Below are 20,870 nucleotides of genomic sequence, written 5' to 3' on the forward strand. Positions count from 1 at the left end.
GGAAATCCGGGGACAAACGCGACCGCGCCGCTTCTCCAGAATCAATTCCGTCCCCTCCACTACGTTGCTGCTCATGGCTACTTCTGCAATCCATGTTGAGTCGATTATTGGAGTAGTAGGGGTAATTCGGTGAGCGAAATAGCTATTGAATAACTTGTTGATAGTAAACACAAATCACAACAATCGCCCGCTACTGTTCTCAGCATGTGGGCGATTTCTTGTTCAGAACATTTTTTTCATCTCATAGTATTCCGCTTTTTTCTCATCGCCGCGTTCCCTATAAAACTGGATCAGGATATCCAATGCATTGTCGAACTTCACCTCGTAAGGCTGCTGTATGCTTAACGTCCATGAATACGGCTTATTTTCAAGTAACAAGCCTCTATATAGCTCCACCATTTGCTCAAGCATTTCCATTTTACTCTTATCTTCATTATAACGTTCACTGAAATGATCGAACTCAAGTAAATCCAATTTCATGTCTTCAAGGTTTAGACTAATATGCCCCAGTCTGCTCTTAAGCATATGTTGGATTCCAAACGTGTTGAGTCGCTTCTTCATGTAATATTGCGTCGTATATAAGTTTGCATAACCCTTTTCCATCACTAACTCCGGCCATATATCATTGATGATTCGTTCTCTAGATACGGATTTGCCGTTCATACATAACAAATAGGCGAAAAGCTCTTCTGTTTTTTTGGTTCTCCAATTGTCGTCGATCCTTTTTCCATCAATCGATACAACAAAATCGCCGAAGCACTTGACCTCAATTTTGTGTACAATGCTGCTTTTGGTTCTAATCTTCTTTATTTTTTCTAGTGTGACATAAAGCTGTTCGAACTTCACCGGCTTTACGAGGAAATCCAACGCTTTTGTTTCAAGCGTTTCGGTCACATAAGCATGATAAGCAGATGTAAAAACAAAATCCATATCTGGTCTTTTTTTAAACATCATCCCGAGCAAAGTTATGCCATCGGTCTCCGGCATTTCGATATCCAGAAAAGCTAGGTCAGGCTGTGTGTTGCTCAACTCATCCAAGGCTATTGCAGGATCTTCATACATTGCAACCACTTCGACACCAGGAATTTTCTCCAACTTGCTTTTCAAGTTCCGCAGCGCATAATATTCGTCGTCTATAATTATAACCTTCATGGCTGCTCCTTAATGGGTATAATGAAACGAACTGCCGTTCCTTTACCCTTCTCACTGACGATTTGAAGTTGTGTTCCATACTCGGCCACAAGCCGCGCGTTTATACTGGCAAGGCCAATGCCCTTACCCGCTGAATATTCAAGCAGTTTATCTTTGTCCGCCTCTTCAATGCCAACACCGTCATCTTCTACTGATATGAAGTAGCCCTGTTCAAGCTCATTGGCCCTAATCGTGACTGTACCTGCGATTTTCCGTTTACGTATACCATGTTTAATCGCATTTTCCACCAAAGGTTGAATCACCATACGTGGTACTTTTAATTGAATATTTGGATCAATTTCATAGTTGACCATTACTTTATTTGGGAATCTAGCTTGCTCAATGCGAACATAAAACTTGATTGCATCTAGCTCTTCATCGATAGAAATATATCTCTCCGAATTGCTGTAGTCGAATATATTTCTAAGATAATGGGATAGATCGTTGACCAGGTTTCCCGCTTTTTCTTGATTTTCAGCAATAACGCCTTCGATCACGTTCAAGGTATTGTGAATAAAATGTGGATCCATCTGTGCGCGTATAAAAGCAAGCTCAAACTGCTTGGATTGAATCTCCGAGTTTACATATAAAACATGATTGCGGTGCTTCTCTTCATTAAGAGCATTAATGATCTCTGCGAGCGAAAGAGCAAAAGCGATCGCCGAAACACACGAAAGAAAGAATAAATAATAACTGATAATGTAACTTTGAGGCATCACACCAAAAACCATCATATAAAATATGAGCACCGACACCAAACATAAGAGCCATGCGGTAATGAGGTGCGGCGAACGAATGGTTTTGTTCCTTATTCCTTTAAACATAATAATAAAATACAATACGTACATCAAAGCAGACGCACCTGCACCAAATGCTCCCAACTCTTTACTGACAAAAAGAAACAGCAATAACGTGATGGGGTAGAAACCAATGAGCAGCTTCAAACAAAAATCGATCTTAGGGAACCTGGTTTGGGTCTGAAAAATAGCTCTCATAAAAATCGCGATGGCAAGCGACATAAAAATACCGATGCCCGTCGAATATTCCGCAATCCAGTAGGCGTATTCAAAACCGGTAATGTTTACAAGCCCTGTCATGACTGCATTCCACAACAAGGTCGTGAATACATAAAAACAGGATTTTATAAACGTTTTGTTTCTAATAGCTACGCCCAAGAATAAGTTATAAAAAAACAAGGCTACGGCAATGCCGACCAAGATGCCCCCAGCCCAGACATTGATCATACTATTCTTTCTAAAGAGATCCTCATTTAAGATCCCTACAACAAAATTTTGTCCATATAGAGATTTGCTTGTCATGTATATATATTGATTATGATCAAAATTAGATGGAATTTTGATTGCAGGGTAAACGTAGTTAATCTCATCGGAATTGCCCTTATATGCGTATCCGAAATGCTTTGGTATGTAATCGTTACTTGTCGGGAGGTATATCGTTACATCTTCAAAAAGAGGGTTGTTTATCGTGAGGTAATTAACTTCATCCCCATTATACCGGTTTAATTTTATTTTGAACCATAATTGAACCGGGGAGTAGCCAACCTTAGAATAGTTGCTCGGTAAAGCTTTGAATTGCTCACTAACTTTAACATCGGACAAGGTCATGTTTCCTGATTTGTCTCGTAATATTTCCATACTGATCGTATCTTTGGATTGGTTCAAATCCTGAAAGTAAATGACGAAAACAAAAACGGTGCAAAGTGATATGGCTATAAATATAGTCATTACTTTCAAGAAAAATGTAGTGGATTCGGATCTCATAAACAACTCCTCAGTAAACTCGAACGCTGTCGACTTATGGAGGTAATTTTACCATGGTTCTGTCTATCCTACAAAAGGATTTGTTATAACGTTCTGTGCGAGCTAGTGCTTCACCATGCCTGAAATACTTAACTACATTATCAAGAAACGGACGTCGATCTATGGAGATCAGCGTCCGTTGTTATGTTTAATCTTTAGTTGTAACCTATTACTTCGCTTCGCCAACTACAGTAAAGCGTTCGTTTTTGTGTTGCGGATTCTCGATCTCATCTACCAACGCAATCGCATAGTCTGCATAGCTAATGTAGCTATTGCCTTCGCTGTTAACCATGATAACATCATTGCCTGCTTGATACTTACCTGTACGAACGCCTTCTGGGTTGAAGAATCCAGCCGGGCTCAGGAAAGTCCATTGAATACCAGTGGATGCTTGCAGATCCAGCAGGTTTTGACCTTGGTTTGTAGCAGTTGCTTTGTATGCATCAGGGAAACCTGGAGATTCAAATACACGCAATGTTTTGGACTCGTCTGTGAACAGACTTCCTGCACCACCAACAACGATTAAGCGCGTATTAGGCGCATCCTTCAAAATGTTGATCAACGCTTGTCCTGCTTCAACATGGCGATGCTCTTGTCCTGGAGCTGCGCCGAATGCGTTAACGATAACGTCAAATGCTTTGATATCCTCAGCAGTAAGATCAAAAACTTCTTTTTCCAAAACGTTAAGGGACTTATCTTCCACCTTCGCTGCATTACGAACGATTGCTGTTACTTCATGCCCTCTGTCTACTGCTTCTTTCAGAATTACACTTCCTGCTTTACCCGTTGCACCGATAATTCCAATTTTCATCATAATCTCTCCTTCGGCTATGTGTTGTTTTCCTAAAACTCATAATGTAACTATAGTTGTTACAACTAATCTTGTCAATACCTTAAATTTCATTATTTGAACAGAAAAATATTGTCCTTTGCTCACTTCCTCGAAACATTGCTTTCCATATATAGAAGAAGGGATTGTCTTTAGTATGTCGAATATACGTGTCTGTGATTACTAATTAACTTAACCTACGTCGAGCAATAACTTGTTGAGAAGGAGCTGAGGTATATGAGCTTTGAAGATCAAGTCGCCATGATATTAAGACAGGCGAATCGTTCCGCTATTTCCACTGAAGCACTTATTCAAAAGATAGATACAACCCTCCATCATCTGATTGAGCGATTAATTCAGACAGGTACTCAAGCAACGGTTGACCGCAGGGAAGAAACTTCGCCTCACACCTGGGAGGTTACAGTTGGAGACTTTTCCTTCGTTTTATTTTCATCAGATATTTTGGAGGCGGCTGAAGAGAATGAAGATTATATCGAGGCGGTTGTGGAGGAACTCTTTATCCAAGAACTTGAGCATGCTGTTTCTGGCGAGTAAAAAAATTTAGTGTACGTATATCGATGTCCTAAGGGGCATCGTTTTTTTTGCACACAAAAAAACCTCCACAGCGCAGTTGAACTACGCCATAGAGGTATGATCTAGCTAAATCTTAGCAATCTTTATCCGGTACGCCAGCTTCTTCACGTGTACGGAAAGAAGATCCACAGCCACATGTTGCTACTGCATTCGGGTTATGAATGGTGAATCCGCCGGTCATGCCAGACTCTTCAAAATCAATTTCGAGACCATTCAAATATTTCAGGTTCTCTTTCTCCACGACAACCTTCATATCCTGAATATCCATATAGAGATCCTCATCGGATTCTTTATCGTCAAAGCCCATGGCGTACGAAAATCCGGTACAACCCCCCGGTGCTACACCAAGACGCAGGAACATGCCAGGTGTCTCTTGCTGTGCAAGCATTTCTTTCAATCGGTCAGCAGCCGTTTCGCTGATGTTAATCATGCCAGGTCACTCTCCTTTTTCATATATAATCATGTTCAAAAAGGCATCCTTCGTAATCGTAAGCGAACTTTTTGAACAACTTTACATTAACTCTTCCTAAATTATACTCCACCCCGTCAAGGGCCTCAAGTGAAGTTTGCCCGTTTCCGCGTTCCTCCTGAACTCCTTTTTCTTCCCAGTGTATTGAACCCCCGGGACACGAGGTTTATAATGGATAGGTGGTCGCTCTGAAATGTCGATATTTTGTCATGACTTATTCAGATGATGGTCATAATTGGAGTTGTAATTTTTTTCACATTTCGAGACTGCAACGCAGTCCCCAATGCATATAGAGTCATTAGACTCCTTTTTCTCGAACAAATAAGTCATTGCACAATGCAGCATATGCTGCACCGGGTAAATAAGAGTTAGTTTAACAATAGAAGGCGGTAGTTGACCGCGTTTTTTCTATGTGAGCTTTTGCATCCATCCAGTTAGTGGTTTCAAGCTTCATTATACTGATGTAGCCCTGCAAACAGTCCTATACTACTTAATCCGGTTAAGAACAGGAGGAATAACAAATGTCTACATTAGTTACACCATTTACAGACAAAAGAATGGCCGAGATCGTCGAGAAGGTTCAAAATGGCGTAAGATTGAGCGTGGAAGACGGTGTCTATCTGTATGAGACAGATGACTTGCTCACGCTGGGTCAACTGGCTAACGAAGCCAACCTGCGGAAGAACGGTAAGAAGGTATATTTCATCGAGAACATGAGCCTTTATTTCACCAACGTATGCGAAGCTCGCTGCGCATTCTGTAATTTCCGTAAAGACCAGGGTGAAGAAGGCTCTTATACGTTGTCCGGTCAGGAAATGATTGATTATGTGGAAGAACATATTCATCCAGGCGTACGTGAGTTTCATATCGTAGGCGGGCATAATAATCATGTTCCTTTTCAATATTATGTCGACTCTTTGCGTGCTTTAAACGAAAAATATCCGGATGTCACGCTGAAAGCCTACACAGCTGCCGAGATTGATTTCTTCACTCGCATCAGTGGTCTGAGCATTAAGGAAGTTCTGCAAGAGCTGCAAAAAGCAGGTCTGAAATCACTGACTGGTGGCGGTGCGGAGATTCTATCTGATGAGTATCGCAAAAAAATGCGCGTAGACAAAGCCAATGTTGATCGCTATCTCGAAGTACACCGCACTGCTCATAACCTAGGCATGCGTACTCATACGACCATGCTGTACGGATCCATTGAATCCTACGAGGATCGTGTGAATCACATGGTTCAAATTCGTGAGCTTCAAGATGAGACAAATGGTTTTATGGTGTTTATCCCGCTCTCCATGCAGCCTAAGAGCAAAAGCGCAAGCATCATGCGTCGTAACTCTGCTTACGAAGATCTCAAAACCATTGCGATCAGCCGTCTGATGCTCGATAACATCGACCATGTTAAAGCGTATTTCATTAATATTGGTCCACAATTAACACAAGTGGCTCTCAGCTTCGGTGCTTCCGATGTGCACGGTACAATTGTACGCGAGAAGATCAGCCATGCTGCAGGTGCACTCACACCAGAGGGATTAACTCGTAAAGAGCTGATCTGGTTAGTTAAGGGTGCTGGGCGCATCCCTGTAGAACGTGATACGTTCTATAATGAAATTCAAGTATACGAGTAATATCTCTTTTTACTTTTCTCAGCCAAATTCAAGCATTGAATCGCATTCAGGTAGGATATAGCTCGGCTGCTTCTTCCCAACAATTCGTTGTCTAGGTCAGCATTTTCGACTATATCTTCATTCCTGAAGTAATCTCTAGGGTTGTACCCACGGTACAATCGTGCTGCACGATATCTGTAATTTGAAATGCATATTTTCTGATTATCAAAATAAAGACAATGGAGCAGCTATGGAAGCATAGCTGCTCCACAGGTTGCAGCCCCGCTTAACGGGACTGATGCAGAAAGGAAGCCGAGTCATGAAAAATTTCGTCGTTCTCGGAGGCGGTTATGGTGGCCTCACGATTATTAAAGAACTTCTTGAAGGTAAAATTCCAGCAGACACACAAATCGTATTGGTGGATCGCAGCCCTTTTCAAGGACTAAAGACTGAATATTACGCACTCGCAGCAGGCACCGTATCCGATTACGACCTGCGCATCCAATTTCCAGTTCACGAAAAAGTTACGTACCGTTATGGAGAAGTAACGGCGATTGATCTGGAACAGCGTCAGATTGAATTTGAAGGCCAAGACCCTTTGGAATATGATAAACTGGTGATTGGTTTAGGTTGTACCGACCGTTTCCACAACACACCAGGAGCAGAGGAATTTAGCTGCACCATTCAGAGCTTCAGCAAAACAAGAGAAACGTATCTTCGTCTCAGCGAAGTAAAAGCTTATGGACAAGTACACATCGTTGGTGGCGGTCTAAGTGGTGTAGAGATAGCCGCAGAGCTTCGTGAGAGCAGACCCGATCTGAATATCAGCATCCTCGACCGTGGTGAACGTGTATTGTCCGCCTTTCCACAACGTCTATCTGCATATGTTCATGAATGGTTTGGCGAACATCAGGTCGAAACCCGTGGACATATTGCCATTTCCCGTCTTGAAGCAGATGGAATTTATAATCGGGATGAAGAAATTTTGACGGACGCCGTAGTATGGACTGCAGGAATCCAGCCGGTCAAAGTTGTACAGGATCTGGATGTCACTAAAGACCCCCAAGGCCGTGTTGTTCTTAACGAATATTATCAAATTCCTGAATATACAGATGTCTATGTTGTTGGTGACTGCGCTAGCGTACCTTACGCTCCCAGTGGTCAAGCAGCAGAAGTACAGGGTGAACAGATCGCTCATATTCAGCATGCCCTTTGGAAAGGTGAAAAGCCCAATCCACACCCTCTTAAGCTTCGCGGCACGTTAGGTGCGCTCGGTAAGAAGGCTGGTTTTGGGCTGATGGGCAAAACGTCCATGATGGGACGTGTGCCTCGTATTTTGAAAAGCGGTGTGCTCTGGATGTCCAAGCGTCATCTCGGTTAATCGAGATCCAGCTCACTCCAAGCATCGGCTTCAGCAATTTTGGCTAAGATGGCATTGTACAGATCTTCGACCTTGTCGGTAATGACTAATTCGCCATTCACCAGTGCAAAAGGAGTCATGTAACATTGCCCACAATTGCTGAGGCAGCCGTATTCAATCACATCATAATCTGGATTCTCCTCCAGTTGATCCATGACTTCATCGGTGCCAAAATGCATATTGTTAGCACAAAATTCAATAATTGGTCTCATTTCAGTTCACCTGCTTTGTTTGACCATTTTAATTTATGGCCATTTGTAATATAATATATAGAGGAAAGGAGTTGAACAATATGAGCGAAAACGCACAAAGCACCATGTATGATGAGGTATCTGATGTGCTTGATAAACTTCGTCCGTTCCTGCAACGCGATGGCGGTGACGTGGAACTGGTCGACGTGGAGGATGGCATCATTAAGCTGAAACTGGTCGGTGCCTGCGGCAGTTGCCCAAGCTCCACCATTACCTTAAAAGCCGGGATTGAACGCGCCCTTCTTGAAGAAGTTGAGGGTGTACAAGAAGTCGTACAAGTATTCTAATCAATCCTTCACGAAATAAACCTCAAGAGCCTTTCGCTTCACTTGAAGCGGAGGGCTCTTTTTTTGTGTCTATTTCTTACTTAGTATAGTTCACATTCTTAGCTCTACCGCTTCATATCTCATTGTTCTCTAGATCGTCGGACGAATCGGATCAAGTCCTCCAGACACATCCATTATGTTACCTGTAATAAAATCCGAATGGTCTAAGCAGAGGTACGTAATGACACGTGCAATATCTTCTCCACTGCCAGGACGTCCTCTTGGTGTTTCCTCGTCCCTAATCCCGGCAATCTCATCTATCGTTTTCTCTTTATTAGCGCCGCGAATATCACCAGGACATACCATATTCACGGTTATTCCGTAAGGTGCTTCTTCCACAGCTAATGTTTTGGTAAAAGAAACCAAGCCCACCTTCGCGGCCGCATATACAGCTCGATGAGGCCATGATCTAGCTTCTCCGGCATGACTGAATCCAAAATGGATTATGCGTCCCCACTGCTTACGCCGCATCTCTGGCAGCACATACTGATCAAGCAGCATGGGTCCAAGCAAATTACCCTGTACTAACATTTGTATTTCCGCTTCTGCATATTCGGCAAACAAACGGCGCTCACGGACAAATGGCCCTGCATTATTCACAAGAATATCAATGCTGCCCAGCTGTTCTTCCACCTGTTTAACCAAAAATGTAATCTCTTCGGTCTTCGAAATGTCAGCCTGGATTGCAATACAATTAACGCCTTTGGCTATGATTTGCGCCTGAAGCTCCTCTGCTTCGAGTCGGCTATTCACGTAATTCAGGGCAATATGACATCCCTGATCCGCCAGACTGAGAGCTGTCATTTTTCCAAGGCCTTTGGCACTTCCCGTTATGAGGGCAATCTTCCCCTTCACGTCCATCCCCCTCTTCAAAGAGCAGTCATTCATTAGTATAAAAGATTTATCATCCCCTCACAACTTGCATATTGTATAGGGATTTTATTTCTGTAATTCCAGATATATCTTGCCAGTCATATATAGCTATGTTAGTGTCGGTGATATCGCGTAAAAAGGTCTTAATATGCAAGGAATATGAAAGGATTGTGAGATGATCATTTTTAAAAGAAAATGGAAAACATTTATGTTGTTACTAACCCTTAGTTTCTTAGCTTTCTCAAATGCTTCTCAAGTAAATGCAACAACCCACGTAGAGCAATCTCCGGATACGTATAACTGGATTGCTGGATCAGCTACTGTCGATTTAGACAGCAAAGCTACTCTAGAAATCCCTGAAGACTATTTTTATCTGGACAAGGCCAACACACAACGTTCAATGCTCAACGCAGGTGCCAAACCTAACGGTAATGAAATTGGCAGTTTATACAACAATAGCGAGATGGGGGCATGGTATGTTGTCTTTGAATATGTGAGAACCGGTCATATCCGAGATGACGATCAAAAACTCGATCCGAACGAACTTTTAAGTAGTTATATTCGCGGCACAGAAGCAGAGAACAGACAATCCGAGTTTGAAGATCGAACTTACGTAACGGGTTGGGAAATTGAACCTACATATGATAGCAGCAAACATCAATTGATTTACTCTCTTGGCTTCAAGGATGCTTTTGAACAGACCTTGGTCAATTACAATGTACATATACTCACACGCGAAGGATATGTATCTGCTATTTTGGTTACAGATCTGGTTAACTTCCAACAGAACAACAAGATATTCGAGGAAACTGTACTTAACCAATTGAGTATCAATGCAGGATATACCTATGAAGAATATGATGCCTCGACAGACAAAACCTCAACGATCGGACTCAAAAGTTTAATTTGGGGCGGTATCGGTTATACAGGCAGTCCAACGAACAACTTATTGCTTTTTCTCAAGAAAGGATGGCCAGTAATTTTGTTTGTTGTGGTTGGACTGATTGTTTGGATTAGGTTTAAAAGATCAAAAGGAGATGAGGAAAAGCTCTCTCCTTCCGAGCGAATGATTCTACAAGAAGCAGATGAACAACAGCATGCCGATCAGAATGAGTTATCACATTACCGCCAATCTGAGCAGTCATCTAATAAATAAATACAGCTATTAGCAACAAAAGCTTACATCTCTCATTTGGGGTACATGGTCTTTGTGCTACCCCCAACTCAAAATCATCTTATTTGCAAAAAAGTGTAAACCTCAGACTAAATACTTATATTCCCAGCCTTTACTTTGATATCAATTAGGTCTTAAGAAGTAAAATACCCCCTAAATAACCATATATACCTTGTCTGTTAAGGGTGCCTATGGTAATGTCTATAAGTCGTTTCTTTCTGTGAAAGTAATGACACAATACATATGATCATGTAAATATAAGCATTACATGGCACCTCTGAAAGGACTTATAGTAATGATGAAAAAATGTGTAGCATCCCTTATCGCAATACTGCTGGTATTTACATTACAAGCCCCCTTCTCCATCATAGCCTCAGCAGAAAGTGACAGCACCATCGAAGATTATCAATGGTTAGACGGACCACGCGATGTCGTTCTCGACAACAAAGCCTCCCTAAAACTGGTTGAAGGACTTACCTTTTTAGATGCAGCCAACACGCAACGTTTCATGGAAGATACTGAATCCTTCCCGAACGGGACAGAGATCGGTAGTATCTATGGAGCCGGCGAGAATTCGAACTGGTACGTGATCTTCGAGTACAACGACCCTGGACATATTGACGATAGTGACAAGGACAATCTCGATGCTGAAGAGCTCCTAGACAGTTACAAACGAGGTACAGACGAACAGAATGAGAGAACCACTCCTGATAACCAATTATTTATTACTGGGTGGGACATTGAACCGACGTATGATAGTTCCAAACACCATCTGCTGTACTCCATTGGTCTGAAGGATGCTCAGCAGGAAGCACTCGTTAATTACAATGTGAATGTACTGACACGTGAAGGCTATATCGGAGTTATTCTAGTTACCGACAGTGCTAACTTCGAGGAAAACCGAAGACAGTTTGAGGACAGTGTTCTCTCCAATCTTACCGTCACTACGGGGAACAAGTATGAGGAATTTGATGCTTCTATCGACAAAAAATCAGAACTCGGTCTTACCAGCCTGATCCTTGGTGGTGCAGGAGTTGCTGTTGCCAAAAAAGTAGGATTGTTATTGTTGCTCAAAAAAGGATGGTTTGTGATCGTCGCTCTAGTCGTTGGTGCATTCGGATGGCTACGTAATAAGCTGACTAGACGCAAAAAAAATGATGGTGAACATCCAACGGATGAGAACTCTCTTTCCCCTGCTGAACAGGCGTATCAACAGCATACCGCTGGGCAGGAATCCATTGAACACACCCATTCATCCACTCCCGATTATTCAGAGAATGACCCAAATAAGCGCTAACGCTCTACCCACACTAATGAATCACAAGCAAAAGCCCTACACCCTTGTTTATAAGGTGTAGGGCCTTTCTGTTTTATATCGATACGGCACTCAATAATATCATTCAACATCAAATGATATACGTGCTCGACTCTTTATGTTTCGTTCGTTAAGTTATCCCTTAAAATGCAGGTTCAACTGCACCTTGGTAACGCTCTTTGATGAATGTTTTTACTGCTTCGGAATTCAGAGCTTCTGCCAGTTTCTTGATAGCATCTGCGTCTTTGTTATCTTCACGAGCTACAAGAATGTTAGCGTAAGGGTTACCTTGCAGATCCTCGATTAGAAGAGCATCTTTTTCTGGATTCAGATTCGCTTCCAGTGCATAGTTTGCATTAATGAATACCAGATCTGCTTCATCCAGTTGACGAGGCATCATCGCTGCATCCAACTCAATGATCTCCAAGTTTTTCGGATTTTCAGTAATGTCTTGCAGTGTTGACGAGATGTTTGTGTTGTCTTTAAGCGTAATCAGACCTTCTTTTGCAAGCAACAACAATGCACGGCCACCATTAGATGGATCATTCGGGATTGCAACTTTTGCGCCGTCTTTCAATTCATCCAGTGATTTGATCTTTTTGGAGTAACCACCAAAAGGCTCAACGTGTACAGGAGTTACAGTAACGAGGTTAAAGCCACGTGCTGCATTTTCTGCATCTAGATAAGGTTGGTGTTGGAAGAAGTTAGCGTCCAATTGTTTGTCAGCCAGTTGTTGATTCGGTTGAACGTAATCATTAAATGTTACAACTTGCAAACGAATGCCTGCTGCTTCAAGCTCAGGCTTGATACTTTCTAGAATTTCAGCATGAGGTGTAGGGGATGCTCCCACTTTCAGTTCAACGGTACGTGGTGCGCCAGCAGAATTGTCTGCACCGCTATCTGCATCCTTGTTGTTTCCGCATGCTGCTAATACTGCAATCAGCATAATACTTAGTAGAGCAAATGACCATTTTTTCATGTGTAAAACCCCTTCTCCAATAATTTTTTTTGCATGCAGCATCCTTATCCAAATTGATAAGAGCGAGTCATGCTGTCTATGTGTTATTTCCTGGTGAACAATTTAACTAGACGATCTCCAAACATCTGAAGTACCTGTACTAAAATTACAATCAATACTACCGCGACAAGCATGACTTCTGTCTGATAACGATAGTAACCATAGTTGATCGCCAGTGTTCCAAGGCCACCACCACCAACCATACCTGCCATCGCCGTATAGGAAACCAACGTAACAATGGTAATGGTTATACCTGCAAGCAAACCGGGCAGCGCCTCTGGTAGCAGAACACGTCTTACAATCTGCCCTGTAGAGGCGCCCATCGCTTGTGCAGCTTCTATAACACCACGATCTACCTCACGCAAAGTCGTCTCCACAATCCTCGCGAAGTAAGGTGCTGCTGCAATGACAAGTGGTGGGATTGTCCCCAGTACACCTGTAGCCGTCCCAACGAGGGCGCGAGTAACGGGAAGTAGAGCAACAATTAGAATGATGAATGGAACAGATCGCAAAATATTTACAATAACAGACAGAATCGAGTAAACAAGAATTGATTTTGCCGATTGGGATCTTGCCGTCATGAAGAGTAGCACACCTAATGGTAAGCCGATAATTACAGTAAACAGACCTGATACAAGAAGAATCTGCAGTGTCTCAATAGACGCTTTGCCGACCTCTTCCCAATGTACAGTTGAAAAATCCATATTAACGAAGCACCTCCACATCAAGTCCCTGCTCGACTAATTCACGGGTAGTTGAGCTAATTGCAGCAGGATCTCCCTCAAAACGAACGATAAGCTGTCCATAAGGGACTTGTTTGATCGTAGAGATTGTTCCTTGCAGAATCGCGAAATCAACGCCGGTTTTGCGAACGGTGCGTGACAGAATAGCTTCATACGTCTTCTGCCCCAAGAACGAAATCTTCACCAAATGAGATTGCTCGCCATTCTTACGGCTGTTCTCTGAGCTTGCCAGACCTTCCTCTTCGAGTAACAATAAATCAGTCGCCTGACCTTGCTGCATGAAATCTCGTGTGATGGCATGCTGCGGCTTGAGGAATACTTTCGTAACTGGGCCCTGTTCAACGATGCCGCCCTGATGAATAACTGCAACCTGATCACAGATACTCTGGATCACATGCATCTCATGAGTAATCAGCACAATCGTTAATTCATACTTCTGGTTAATATCCAGCAGAAGCTTAAGAATAGAACTTGTTGTCTGTGGATCAAGAGCAGACGTCGCTTCATCACAGAGCAGGACATCTGGATCACTGGCGAGTGCACGTGCAATGCCGACCCGTTGCTTCTGTCCTCCTGACAATTGTGCAGGATACTTGTTACTATGCTGTTCAAGTCCGACCAAGGTGAGCATTTCCTTTACCTTACGGTCAATCTCCGCTCTGGGCGTATTAACCAACTTCAGTGGAAATGCAACATTGTCGTAGACCGTAGCAGATGAGAGTAGGTTGAAATGCTGAAAGATCATGCCGATCTTACCTCGTTGCTGCTGCAATTCCGACTTGCTCAGACTGGTCAAGTTAACTCCATTAACCCACACTTCACCTTCAGTAGGTCGCTCCAGTAGATTTATACATCGAATCAATGTACTTTTACCTGCACCTGAATGCCCAATGACTCCGAAGATCTCGCCTTTGCGTACATTCAGATTCAGATCCGCAAGCGCAGTCGTAGCCTTTGCGCCTCTACCATATGTTTTGGTTAGTCCCTTTAATTCAATCAAGTAATACTCTCCTTCCCACTGCCTACACCTATCTTTACCCGAAAGAGAGGAAAACTCCCATTCATGCAATAAAAAAAGAACCCTTTGCAGAAACTGAAAGGGTTCTTCGCTTGAAAGAATATACCTTCTCATCTGCCAAAATCGCGCTTAACGCCATTTTGTAGGAATTAGCACCTAACATCTATAAAGAATGACACGTTGGCCATTGTCGTTATAAATCGGTTGCCGGGCTTCATCGGGCCTGTCCCTCCGCCGCTCTCGATAAGAAATATGATATTGTAAGTTTGTATAAGTTCGTGTAATTCCGCAGTTATACTGTTCAGATAATTCATGTTGAAACATATTACATTTAATGTCCTATTAGGAACTCAGTATAATGCAAGTATTCCGATTTGTCAAAGGTAAATATTATGATTTTACACCGTTAGTGCGCTCTCTAAAACCTTGTTGAACCCACATTTTATTAATGTATCCATAAGACGCCTTCAAAGTAGTACACACCATATCTAATCCTTGACGCAATTCATTTAGATGCTGATCCAAGTCCTCCAGCTTCACTTTCCCCTGCAACGTCTGATGCAGTTGCCACAAATCATCTTGCATCTCAGAATTCATGTAATGAATCTCCATGTTTCTGCGTTTGCGTAATTTGCTCATGGGCTCTCGGTATACATCCTTAATCTCAATCAACTTCACAGCTAGTTCCGAATGCATCTTCGCATATCCAAACTGTCGTAACACGGTAAAATAAGAGAAATGCGTTTTTACTTTGGTTGTATTGAGCTGAAACAATTCATTCAGCACCGTTCCTGTCTTGTCCAAAATGGCAAAGCAACGAATGAATCCATCCTTGTAAAAATAAACATACCGGGCGTATTCCGCCTTTTCTTCACTGGTCATGTCTTCTGTAGAACCTGCTTTTACCTTTTTCCGAAAATGAGATGCTGCAAAGCAACTCTGCTCCAGTTCATCCAACGAAGAAATTAACCCCTGCGTCCAAACATATAACTTGCGATAATCATGCGTTGGGTCTTGGTTCTTCTCCAGTTGTCGTTGCAGTAAATCCAAAGTCTCCACCATTGAATCAATAGCTTCCTCCAAAATACCCTCATTTTGGCGCGGCGGTTCGCCTAGCAACGTTCGCAGCATATACAGCCTCCTCTTTGCATTCTGCTGATCATGGGATGCTTAATCATGTTAAACAAAATCGGGATCAGAGTAAATGCATGAATGCTGCTTCGCTTAGGTTGCCCTGTCATGCCTAACATCAAACAAAGTCCACCTCTCCAATGATCTACATCATTGAAAGGCAGACTCTGTATGTTGTCGTAATATCACTTCCGATATCTTGAATCTGTATACTTGATTTAGAAACGATTAACTGGACGATGCAGCTTGTATACAAGGAAACTCATGTACGTTAGAACTCCGAACAATATGGCAATATCCAACATATGAGCAAGTGCAACGAACATGTATACTTCTGGGCGCCCCATCGTAAGCATCATCACGAATCCAATGAAAACTTGGAGCAGGATGAGCACTACAGCGATAACACCTAATCTTCGAAGTTCGGTGTTATCCGGGTGTTTGCGATATGCATAATGACCCAAAATTGCGATGACAATAACCAAGGATAATGCAGCCAAACGGTGAGCGAATGCTACAGCTACCCCTCCCGATAACTCTGGAACAATCTGTCCATTACATAATGGGAAACCAGAGCAGCCTCCCGCTGAGTCGGTATGGCTCACGAATGCACCTGTGTACACAACGAGATATGTGTACACAGTGGAAAACCAGACCAGATTACGAAAGCCTTTGGTTACTCGAGGGTAATTATTCAATCTTTCTAGCCCTCCGTGACGCGCCTCCTGCCTTATTCCCAGCGCCATCATAAGAGAACTCGCGAAGGCTATGATCGAGAATCCAAAGTGCAGCGCCATAACGGCGGAAGATTGGGAGAACACCACGGCAAAGGCTCCCATGATTCCCTGGACAATAACAAAAATGAGCGTTAGTAATGAGAACAATTGTAGATCTCGGCGTGACTTACCAAACCGCAAAAATGCTACAAAAGAGGCAATCGACAGCAGACCTGCCAATGCGCTTACGGCACGATGTGAATATTCAATTAGGGATGCTACCGTATGTGCTGGAACAAGCTTTCCGTTACACAAAGGCCACTCTGTGCCACAACCTAATCCGGATTCCGTCTTAGTAACAATGCCCCCACCGAATGTCGCCAGGAACATTACAAGACAAGTTAATACGGTTAACCACTTAAACAAGGTTAAATGCTTCAATTTTTTCTCACCTGCTGTTGGTTTAAGATGGCGAAAAACATCGTTTTTCGCTTGATTCAGTACTTTGACACATAATTCACAACTAAACTCATTATACCGGATAAAAGTGTCATTGACGCCGCGCTTTGTGACAAAATGTTAACGTCTGTTTAAAAAATGACCAGAAGGTCATTTTAATTCAAATTTTAGACACAAGGCGTTCATTTCATGCTTCTGCAATTGTATGAAAACGGTATGTATAGGTTCACACTCACATCTTAATAGTGTCTCCTGAACTTTAACGAACATACCAACAGCCACCTCTCCGATGATGGAAAAGTGGCTGTTAACATATGTAACCTTTAAAATGGATTGTTTTTATTTGTGGATCGTTTTATACACTTCAACAGCTCGATCAAGGAACTGCTCAATTTCTTCTCTAGATTTACGAAGCTTATTCACATAACGAACCAGCTCGCGTCCATCTGTATACGCCACAAAACTCGGTATGCCGAGGATGTTTTGTTCTTCGCTAACCGTCCCCACTTGATCAACGTCAACCTCAACCAGTGTCAGCTCACGAGCATACTTGTCCTCTACCTCAGGCATAAATGGATCGATGTACTTACAGTCTCCACACCAATCGGCTTTAAATACAGCTACGGTCAATCTCGGAGATTGAATCGCAACATCGAATTCAGATTTGGAAATTATTTGTTCCATGATCACATCTTCCTTTCTTTTCCTTGTCTTAACCTAAGTGAAGCAAATTGCCGAGTGGAAGTCAAATATTCAGTACATACTGAGGTTAGAGCAATCATGAGAAAGGATGACGAGCAATGCATACTCACAAAACAGATTCGCCTCCACTGGAGTCCTTTTTTCACATTGTGCGTTCCATTCCTGTTGCGGCGAGGGAGGTCTGGCGTGGCAAACAGGCGGCGTGGCAAGCCTCCAATCAACTACGTCATCCTTTACGTGATTTGGCTTGGCAATCTGATGTCGCTCAATCCTTGCAAGAAGAAGTTGAACGATTATTGCCTGGAACGGAATCGGCTGCCACTAGACATGCCCGGAGCGCGATTGTATGTGAAGAGGACTGCATTATTTTAGAAGAAATTCATAGACTGACGGCGGAGCATAATCGAAGTAATATTACCCGCACAGCGGCCTATCTAGAATGTTATGAACAGTATCCTGAGCTTCATTGGGCGTTGCTGGCTCATATGGTTTCACGCAACGGTGGATACCATATGACAGATCTACAGAGTGGTCTAATGCACAACCTACAAAGTCAAACCGATCGAGAACATATGTATCGCATGATTGAGCGTTGTAACGCACTTATCTTCCAAGATGCCTACCCTCAATTATTGTTGTATATGAATAGCCGAAGACTGGGACGAAGTTGTTTCCACCTACTCCCACACTTCCATATCTCCGTCTTTATGACTCCCTTTTGGGAGCGATTTTGGCTGGAACGATGCAGCTCGTTGCTTAGTGTGGCATTAATTATTAATGAGCAGAACTATATTGAGAGCCGGGTTGTGCAGCATCCTTATTTCAAAAAAGAAGTGCTGTCCAAGCCTGCCTTTCATCTGCATAACCTGGCTGGGCTCAACCATATCGTATTCCCACTCGGACGTGGAAAAGGACTTACGGGTCGAGTCATTGAACATTTCAGCAAGCTGGATGAACGTATTATGTTTGGAAAAAGCCTGTATGCTATGCTGTTCGGTACCCAGCAAGTATTGACGCAAGTACTAGAATTCGCCCGTTCCGTACCCCATCGCGGATCGCGTGCTGAATATTGGCCAGGCTTGTTCACAGCCCACGAGGAGCATGCTGGAAAGAATGAGTTTTATAGCAAAGAATTATTGGAGCTGGAATGGCTTCCAGAGGGTCAGCGACTGTACAGCCCTGAGTTACTCGCTGTGTGGCAGGACACACCCTATGAGCCGATTACAAGACAGGACTGGCTCCAGAGTAGGGATTGCCTTGGCCATCTAACCGCACCACGTCGACCATGGCTATTCGAGATAAGTCACGAACACCGATATGGGTTGCTCAAAACTGCGGCCGCTCATGATGCCAAAACTTTATTACATTAAGTATCATCACATCTTATTAAGAAACAACATAGCAAAGCAATCTATATCCAGAGCTTGCTTTCTCTTCCTTCGAGCATATCTGGTACACATACCTAAAAGCCTGTCCACTGAATAAATACAGCGAACAGGCTTATATGCAACGCTTAGATATTGGTTAAAGGCAGGCCTTAAGTTTAGGACATATGACCGGTTACAACCCGGTTACCCTTGTTGCTCTACTCCACGTTGCAGACGCATCAGTGGACGTAAAACCTTTTGCAAAATACGTGGATAACTTCCCAGCTCATCCTTACGCAGCACACGCAGTACAATCAAGAGTACAAGATAGATAACAACAACCAGTGCACCAACAACCAGACAGGTCATCAGGAACGATACACGGGATGGTAAGAATGAGCTAAAGACCATATTTCCTAACCAGTTTGTGCCGAAGCCAGCACCTGCAGCAAGCAATACAGTCAACAGGAACCCTTTCCAACGATCACCCATGATTGAGAAGGTTACTATTTTTCTCAGCACTCGGAGATTCAGATACGTAATCACTAAGAAACATAGCGCTGTAGCAATAATGATGCCATAAATGCCAAAGATCGGTGCAAGAATCAGACTCGCCACCAATTTGATGACTACCCCTATAGCTACACTGATCATCGTAATTCGTGGTTTACCTACGCCCAGCAAGATGGAGTTTGTTGTCATCATCGTGATCTGGAATATGGTACCGAAGGTAAGCAACGCAATAATCGGTGTTCCATCTAATGAACTAAATAATAATCCGTTCACAGAATACGCCGCAGTACAGAGCGCAATAACAATAGGCATACCTGTCAGAATCGAAATACGCAATGCCAGCGTAATCTGATTCTTCAGATGAGTCTCATCCTTACGAGCGAATGCTGCCGAGATAACCGGCACCAATGATTGACTCAAGGCGATGGCTAAAATCGGCGGAATACCCGCAATACTTTGTGCCTTCGCACCCAAGATCGCAAGCACGGCTGTCGCTTCTTCTAATCCATTACGACCACTTAGCAATGGAACGACAAGGGATGAGTCAATGAAGTTAATTGCAGGAACCGCCAGCGATGATAGAACAATCGGAATAGACAGCTTGAAGATATCTGCGTAAATGCCGCGCATCGGCAATTGCTGAGCTCGCTCCATTTCAAACTGGGCTTCACGATCTTTACGACGTAATTTCAAAGTGAAGTACAGCATAACAGCAAAAGCACCAATACTTCCGAATACACCACCGAAGGAAGCACCCGCAGCAATTGTCTGATCATCATAATTCCATTGCAGCATAATGTAGGCCACGATAATGGCAGTTCCTACACGGGCAAATTGTTCTACAATCTGTGAGATACCGCCAGCCGTCATGTTGCCTCGACCTTGGAAATAACCACGCATCATGGCAATCGCTGGGAAGAGTAGCAAGGCTGGTGCTAGAGCACGAATGGCACTAACGGATTCCGGTACCTTTGAGATATGGGTCGCGTAGAACGGTGCGGCAAACCACAGCAGTGTCGACATAACAACACCAGCCACAGCAGCGAAGATCAGGGCTGCTCGGTAGATCTGCTGTGCTTCGCCTGCTCGTCCTAGTGCGTAGCGTTCGGATACCATTTTACTCAGCGTACTTGGTATACCCGCCGTAGCAACTGTTAACAGCATTAAATATACCGTATTGGAAATGGTAAACGATGCGTTACCGATATCGCCGAGGATATGCTCAAGCGGCACACGTTGCACAAGACCAAGCACCCTTGCAATGAGCGCTGCTGCCGCTAGAATGAGCGTCCCCTTAATAAATGTTTCCTTCTTAGACAAACCAATTCCCCTTC

The 20,870-nt window shown here is 43.2% G+C and carries 20 protein-coding genes and 1 riboswitch; of the genes, 7 read left to right on the plus strand and 13 right to left on the minus strand.

What is annotated here, in order from left to right; genetic code table 11:
- Positions 1–222: 222 nt before the first annotated feature.
- The 3 genes from MH215_RS23510 to MH215_RS23520 form a co-directional block, all read right to left on the minus strand.
- Entirely contained in the window at positions 223–1,152 is a 930-nt protein-coding gene (locus MH215_RS23510) for a response regulator (RefSeq protein WP_239293574.1), read from the minus strand.
- Positions 1,149–2,972 carry a histidine kinase gene (locus MH215_RS23515; protein ID WP_343224610.1) on the minus strand — a complete coding sequence of 608 codons (1,824 nt, stop codon included), beginning with the start codon at positions 2,970–2,972 and terminating at the stop codon, positions 1,149–1,151. Before MH215_RS23515 ends, MH215_RS23510 begins: the two co-directional genes overlap by 4 nt.
- Before the next feature lie 208 nt (positions 2,973–3,180).
- Entirely contained in the window at positions 3,181–3,822 is a 642-nt protein-coding gene (locus tag MH215_RS23520) for an NAD(P)-dependent oxidoreductase (protein ID WP_239293663.1), read from the minus strand.
- 255 nt (positions 3,823–4,077) lie between these two features.
- Here MH215_RS23520 and MH215_RS23525 point away from each other — a divergent pair, with 255 nt between their 5' ends.
- Positions 4,078–4,395, plus strand: coding sequence for a hypothetical protein (locus MH215_RS23525; protein WP_239293576.1), 318 nt, complete (start codon positions 4,078–4,080; stop codon positions 4,393–4,395).
- Between the two features lie 112 nt (positions 4,396–4,507).
- On the opposite strand, the gene MH215_RS23530 is transcribed toward MH215_RS23525, so the two are convergent.
- Entirely contained in the window at positions 4,508–4,864 is a 357-nt protein-coding gene (locus tag MH215_RS23530) for a HesB/IscA family protein (protein ID WP_056702365.1), read from the minus strand.
- Positions 4,865–5,424: 560 nt separating this feature from the next.
- Between MH215_RS23530 and mqnE the strand changes: the two genes are divergently transcribed.
- Together mqnE and MH215_RS23540 are read left to right on the plus strand one after the other, a co-directional pair.
- Entirely contained in the window at positions 5,425–6,531 is a 1,107-nt protein-coding gene (gene mqnE, locus MH215_RS23535; protein WP_056702363.1) for an aminofutalosine synthase MqnE, read from the plus strand.
- 298 nt (positions 6,532–6,829) lie between these two features.
- Entirely contained in the window at positions 6,830–7,891 is a 1,062-nt protein-coding gene (locus MH215_RS23540) for an NAD(P)/FAD-dependent oxidoreductase (RefSeq protein WP_056702361.1), read from the plus strand.
- On the opposite strand, the gene MH215_RS23545 is transcribed toward MH215_RS23540, so the two are convergent.
- Complete coding sequence (locus MH215_RS23545) at positions 7,888–8,142, minus strand: YuzB family protein (RefSeq protein ID WP_053783252.1); 255 nt, start codon at positions 8,140–8,142, stop codon at positions 7,888–7,890. The two genes, MH215_RS23540 and MH215_RS23545, sit on opposite strands and share 4 nt — an antisense overlap.
- Positions 8,143–8,222: 80 nt before the next feature.
- On the opposite strand from MH215_RS23545, the gene MH215_RS23550 reads away from it, so the two are divergent.
- Complete coding sequence (locus tag MH215_RS23550; protein WP_053783253.1) at positions 8,223–8,468, plus strand: NifU family protein; 246 nt, start codon at positions 8,223–8,225, stop codon at positions 8,466–8,468.
- Between the two features lie 129 nt (positions 8,469–8,597).
- Here MH215_RS23550 and MH215_RS23555 read toward each other — a convergent pair whose 3' ends face one another.
- Entirely contained in the window at positions 8,598–9,362 is a 765-nt protein-coding gene (locus MH215_RS23555; protein WP_056702357.1) for an SDR family oxidoreductase, read from the minus strand.
- Between the two features lie 193 nt (positions 9,363–9,555).
- Between MH215_RS23555 and MH215_RS23560 the strand changes: the two genes are divergently transcribed.
- Together MH215_RS23560 and MH215_RS23565 are read left to right on the plus strand one after the other, a co-directional pair.
- Positions 9,556–10,536, plus strand: coding sequence for a DUF2167 domain-containing protein (locus MH215_RS23560; RefSeq protein WP_239293577.1), 981 nt, complete (start codon positions 9,556–9,558; stop codon positions 10,534–10,536).
- Positions 10,537–10,849: 313 nt separating this feature from the next.
- Positions 10,850–11,851: a DUF2167 domain-containing protein gene (locus MH215_RS23565; RefSeq protein ID WP_239293578.1), complete on the plus strand. Its 1,002-nt coding sequence runs from the start codon at positions 10,850–10,852 to the stop codon at positions 11,849–11,851.
- 160 nt (positions 11,852–12,011) lie between these two features.
- On the opposite strand, the gene MH215_RS23570 is transcribed toward MH215_RS23565, so the two are convergent.
- The 6 genes from MH215_RS23570 to MH215_RS23595 form a co-directional block, all read right to left on the minus strand.
- On the minus strand, positions 12,012–12,848 hold the full coding sequence (locus MH215_RS23570) for a MetQ/NlpA family ABC transporter substrate-binding protein (protein WP_056702353.1): 837 nt from the start codon (positions 12,846–12,848) through the stop codon (positions 12,012–12,014).
- Positions 12,849–12,931: 83 nt separating this feature from the next.
- A complete protein-coding gene (locus tag MH215_RS23575; protein WP_082560583.1) occupies positions 12,932–13,591 on the minus strand; it encodes a methionine ABC transporter permease in 660 nt (219 codons plus the stop codon).
- Position 13,592: 1 nt separating this feature from the next.
- A complete protein-coding gene (locus tag MH215_RS23580; protein ID WP_239293579.1) occupies positions 13,593–14,630 on the minus strand; it encodes a methionine ABC transporter ATP-binding protein in 1,038 nt (345 codons plus the stop codon).
- Positions 14,631–14,755: 125 nt separating this feature from the next.
- Positions 14,756–14,898: riboswitch (SAM riboswitch) on the minus strand.
- A 140-nt stretch (positions 14,899–15,038) separates the two neighbouring features.
- Positions 15,039–15,779 carry a Cthe_2314 family HEPN domain-containing protein gene (locus tag MH215_RS23585; RefSeq protein ID WP_239293580.1) on the minus strand — a complete coding sequence of 247 codons (741 nt, stop codon included), beginning with the start codon at positions 15,777–15,779 and terminating at the stop codon, positions 15,039–15,041.
- Positions 15,780–15,997: 218 nt separating this feature from the next.
- Positions 15,998–16,936 carry a COX15/CtaA family protein gene (locus tag MH215_RS23590; protein ID WP_239293581.1) on the minus strand — a complete coding sequence of 313 codons (939 nt, stop codon included), beginning with the start codon at positions 16,934–16,936 and terminating at the stop codon, positions 15,998–16,000.
- Between the two features lie 357 nt (positions 16,937–17,293).
- Positions 17,294–17,638 carry a thioredoxin family protein gene (locus MH215_RS23595; RefSeq protein WP_239293582.1) on the minus strand — a complete coding sequence of 115 codons (345 nt, stop codon included), beginning with the start codon at positions 17,636–17,638 and terminating at the stop codon, positions 17,294–17,296.
- Positions 17,639–17,754: 116 nt separating this feature from the next.
- Here MH215_RS23595 and MH215_RS23600 point away from each other — a divergent pair, with 116 nt between their 5' ends.
- Positions 17,755–19,026 carry a DUF2515 family protein gene (locus tag MH215_RS23600; RefSeq protein WP_239293583.1) on the plus strand — a complete coding sequence of 424 codons (1,272 nt, stop codon included), beginning with the start codon at positions 17,755–17,757 and terminating at the stop codon, positions 19,024–19,026.
- Between the two features lie 201 nt (positions 19,027–19,227).
- Here the strand turns inward: MH215_RS23600 and MH215_RS23605 are convergent, their stop codons facing one another.
- A complete protein-coding gene (locus MH215_RS23605; RefSeq protein WP_239293584.1) occupies positions 19,228–20,856 on the minus strand; it encodes a putative polysaccharide biosynthesis protein in 1,629 nt (542 codons plus the stop codon).
- Positions 20,857–20,870 lie beyond the last annotated feature (14 nt).

The sequence above is a fragment of the Paenibacillus sp. ACRSA genome (assembly GCF_022346845.1).
GTDB lineage: Bacteria > Bacillota > Bacilli > Paenibacillales > Paenibacillaceae > Paenibacillus.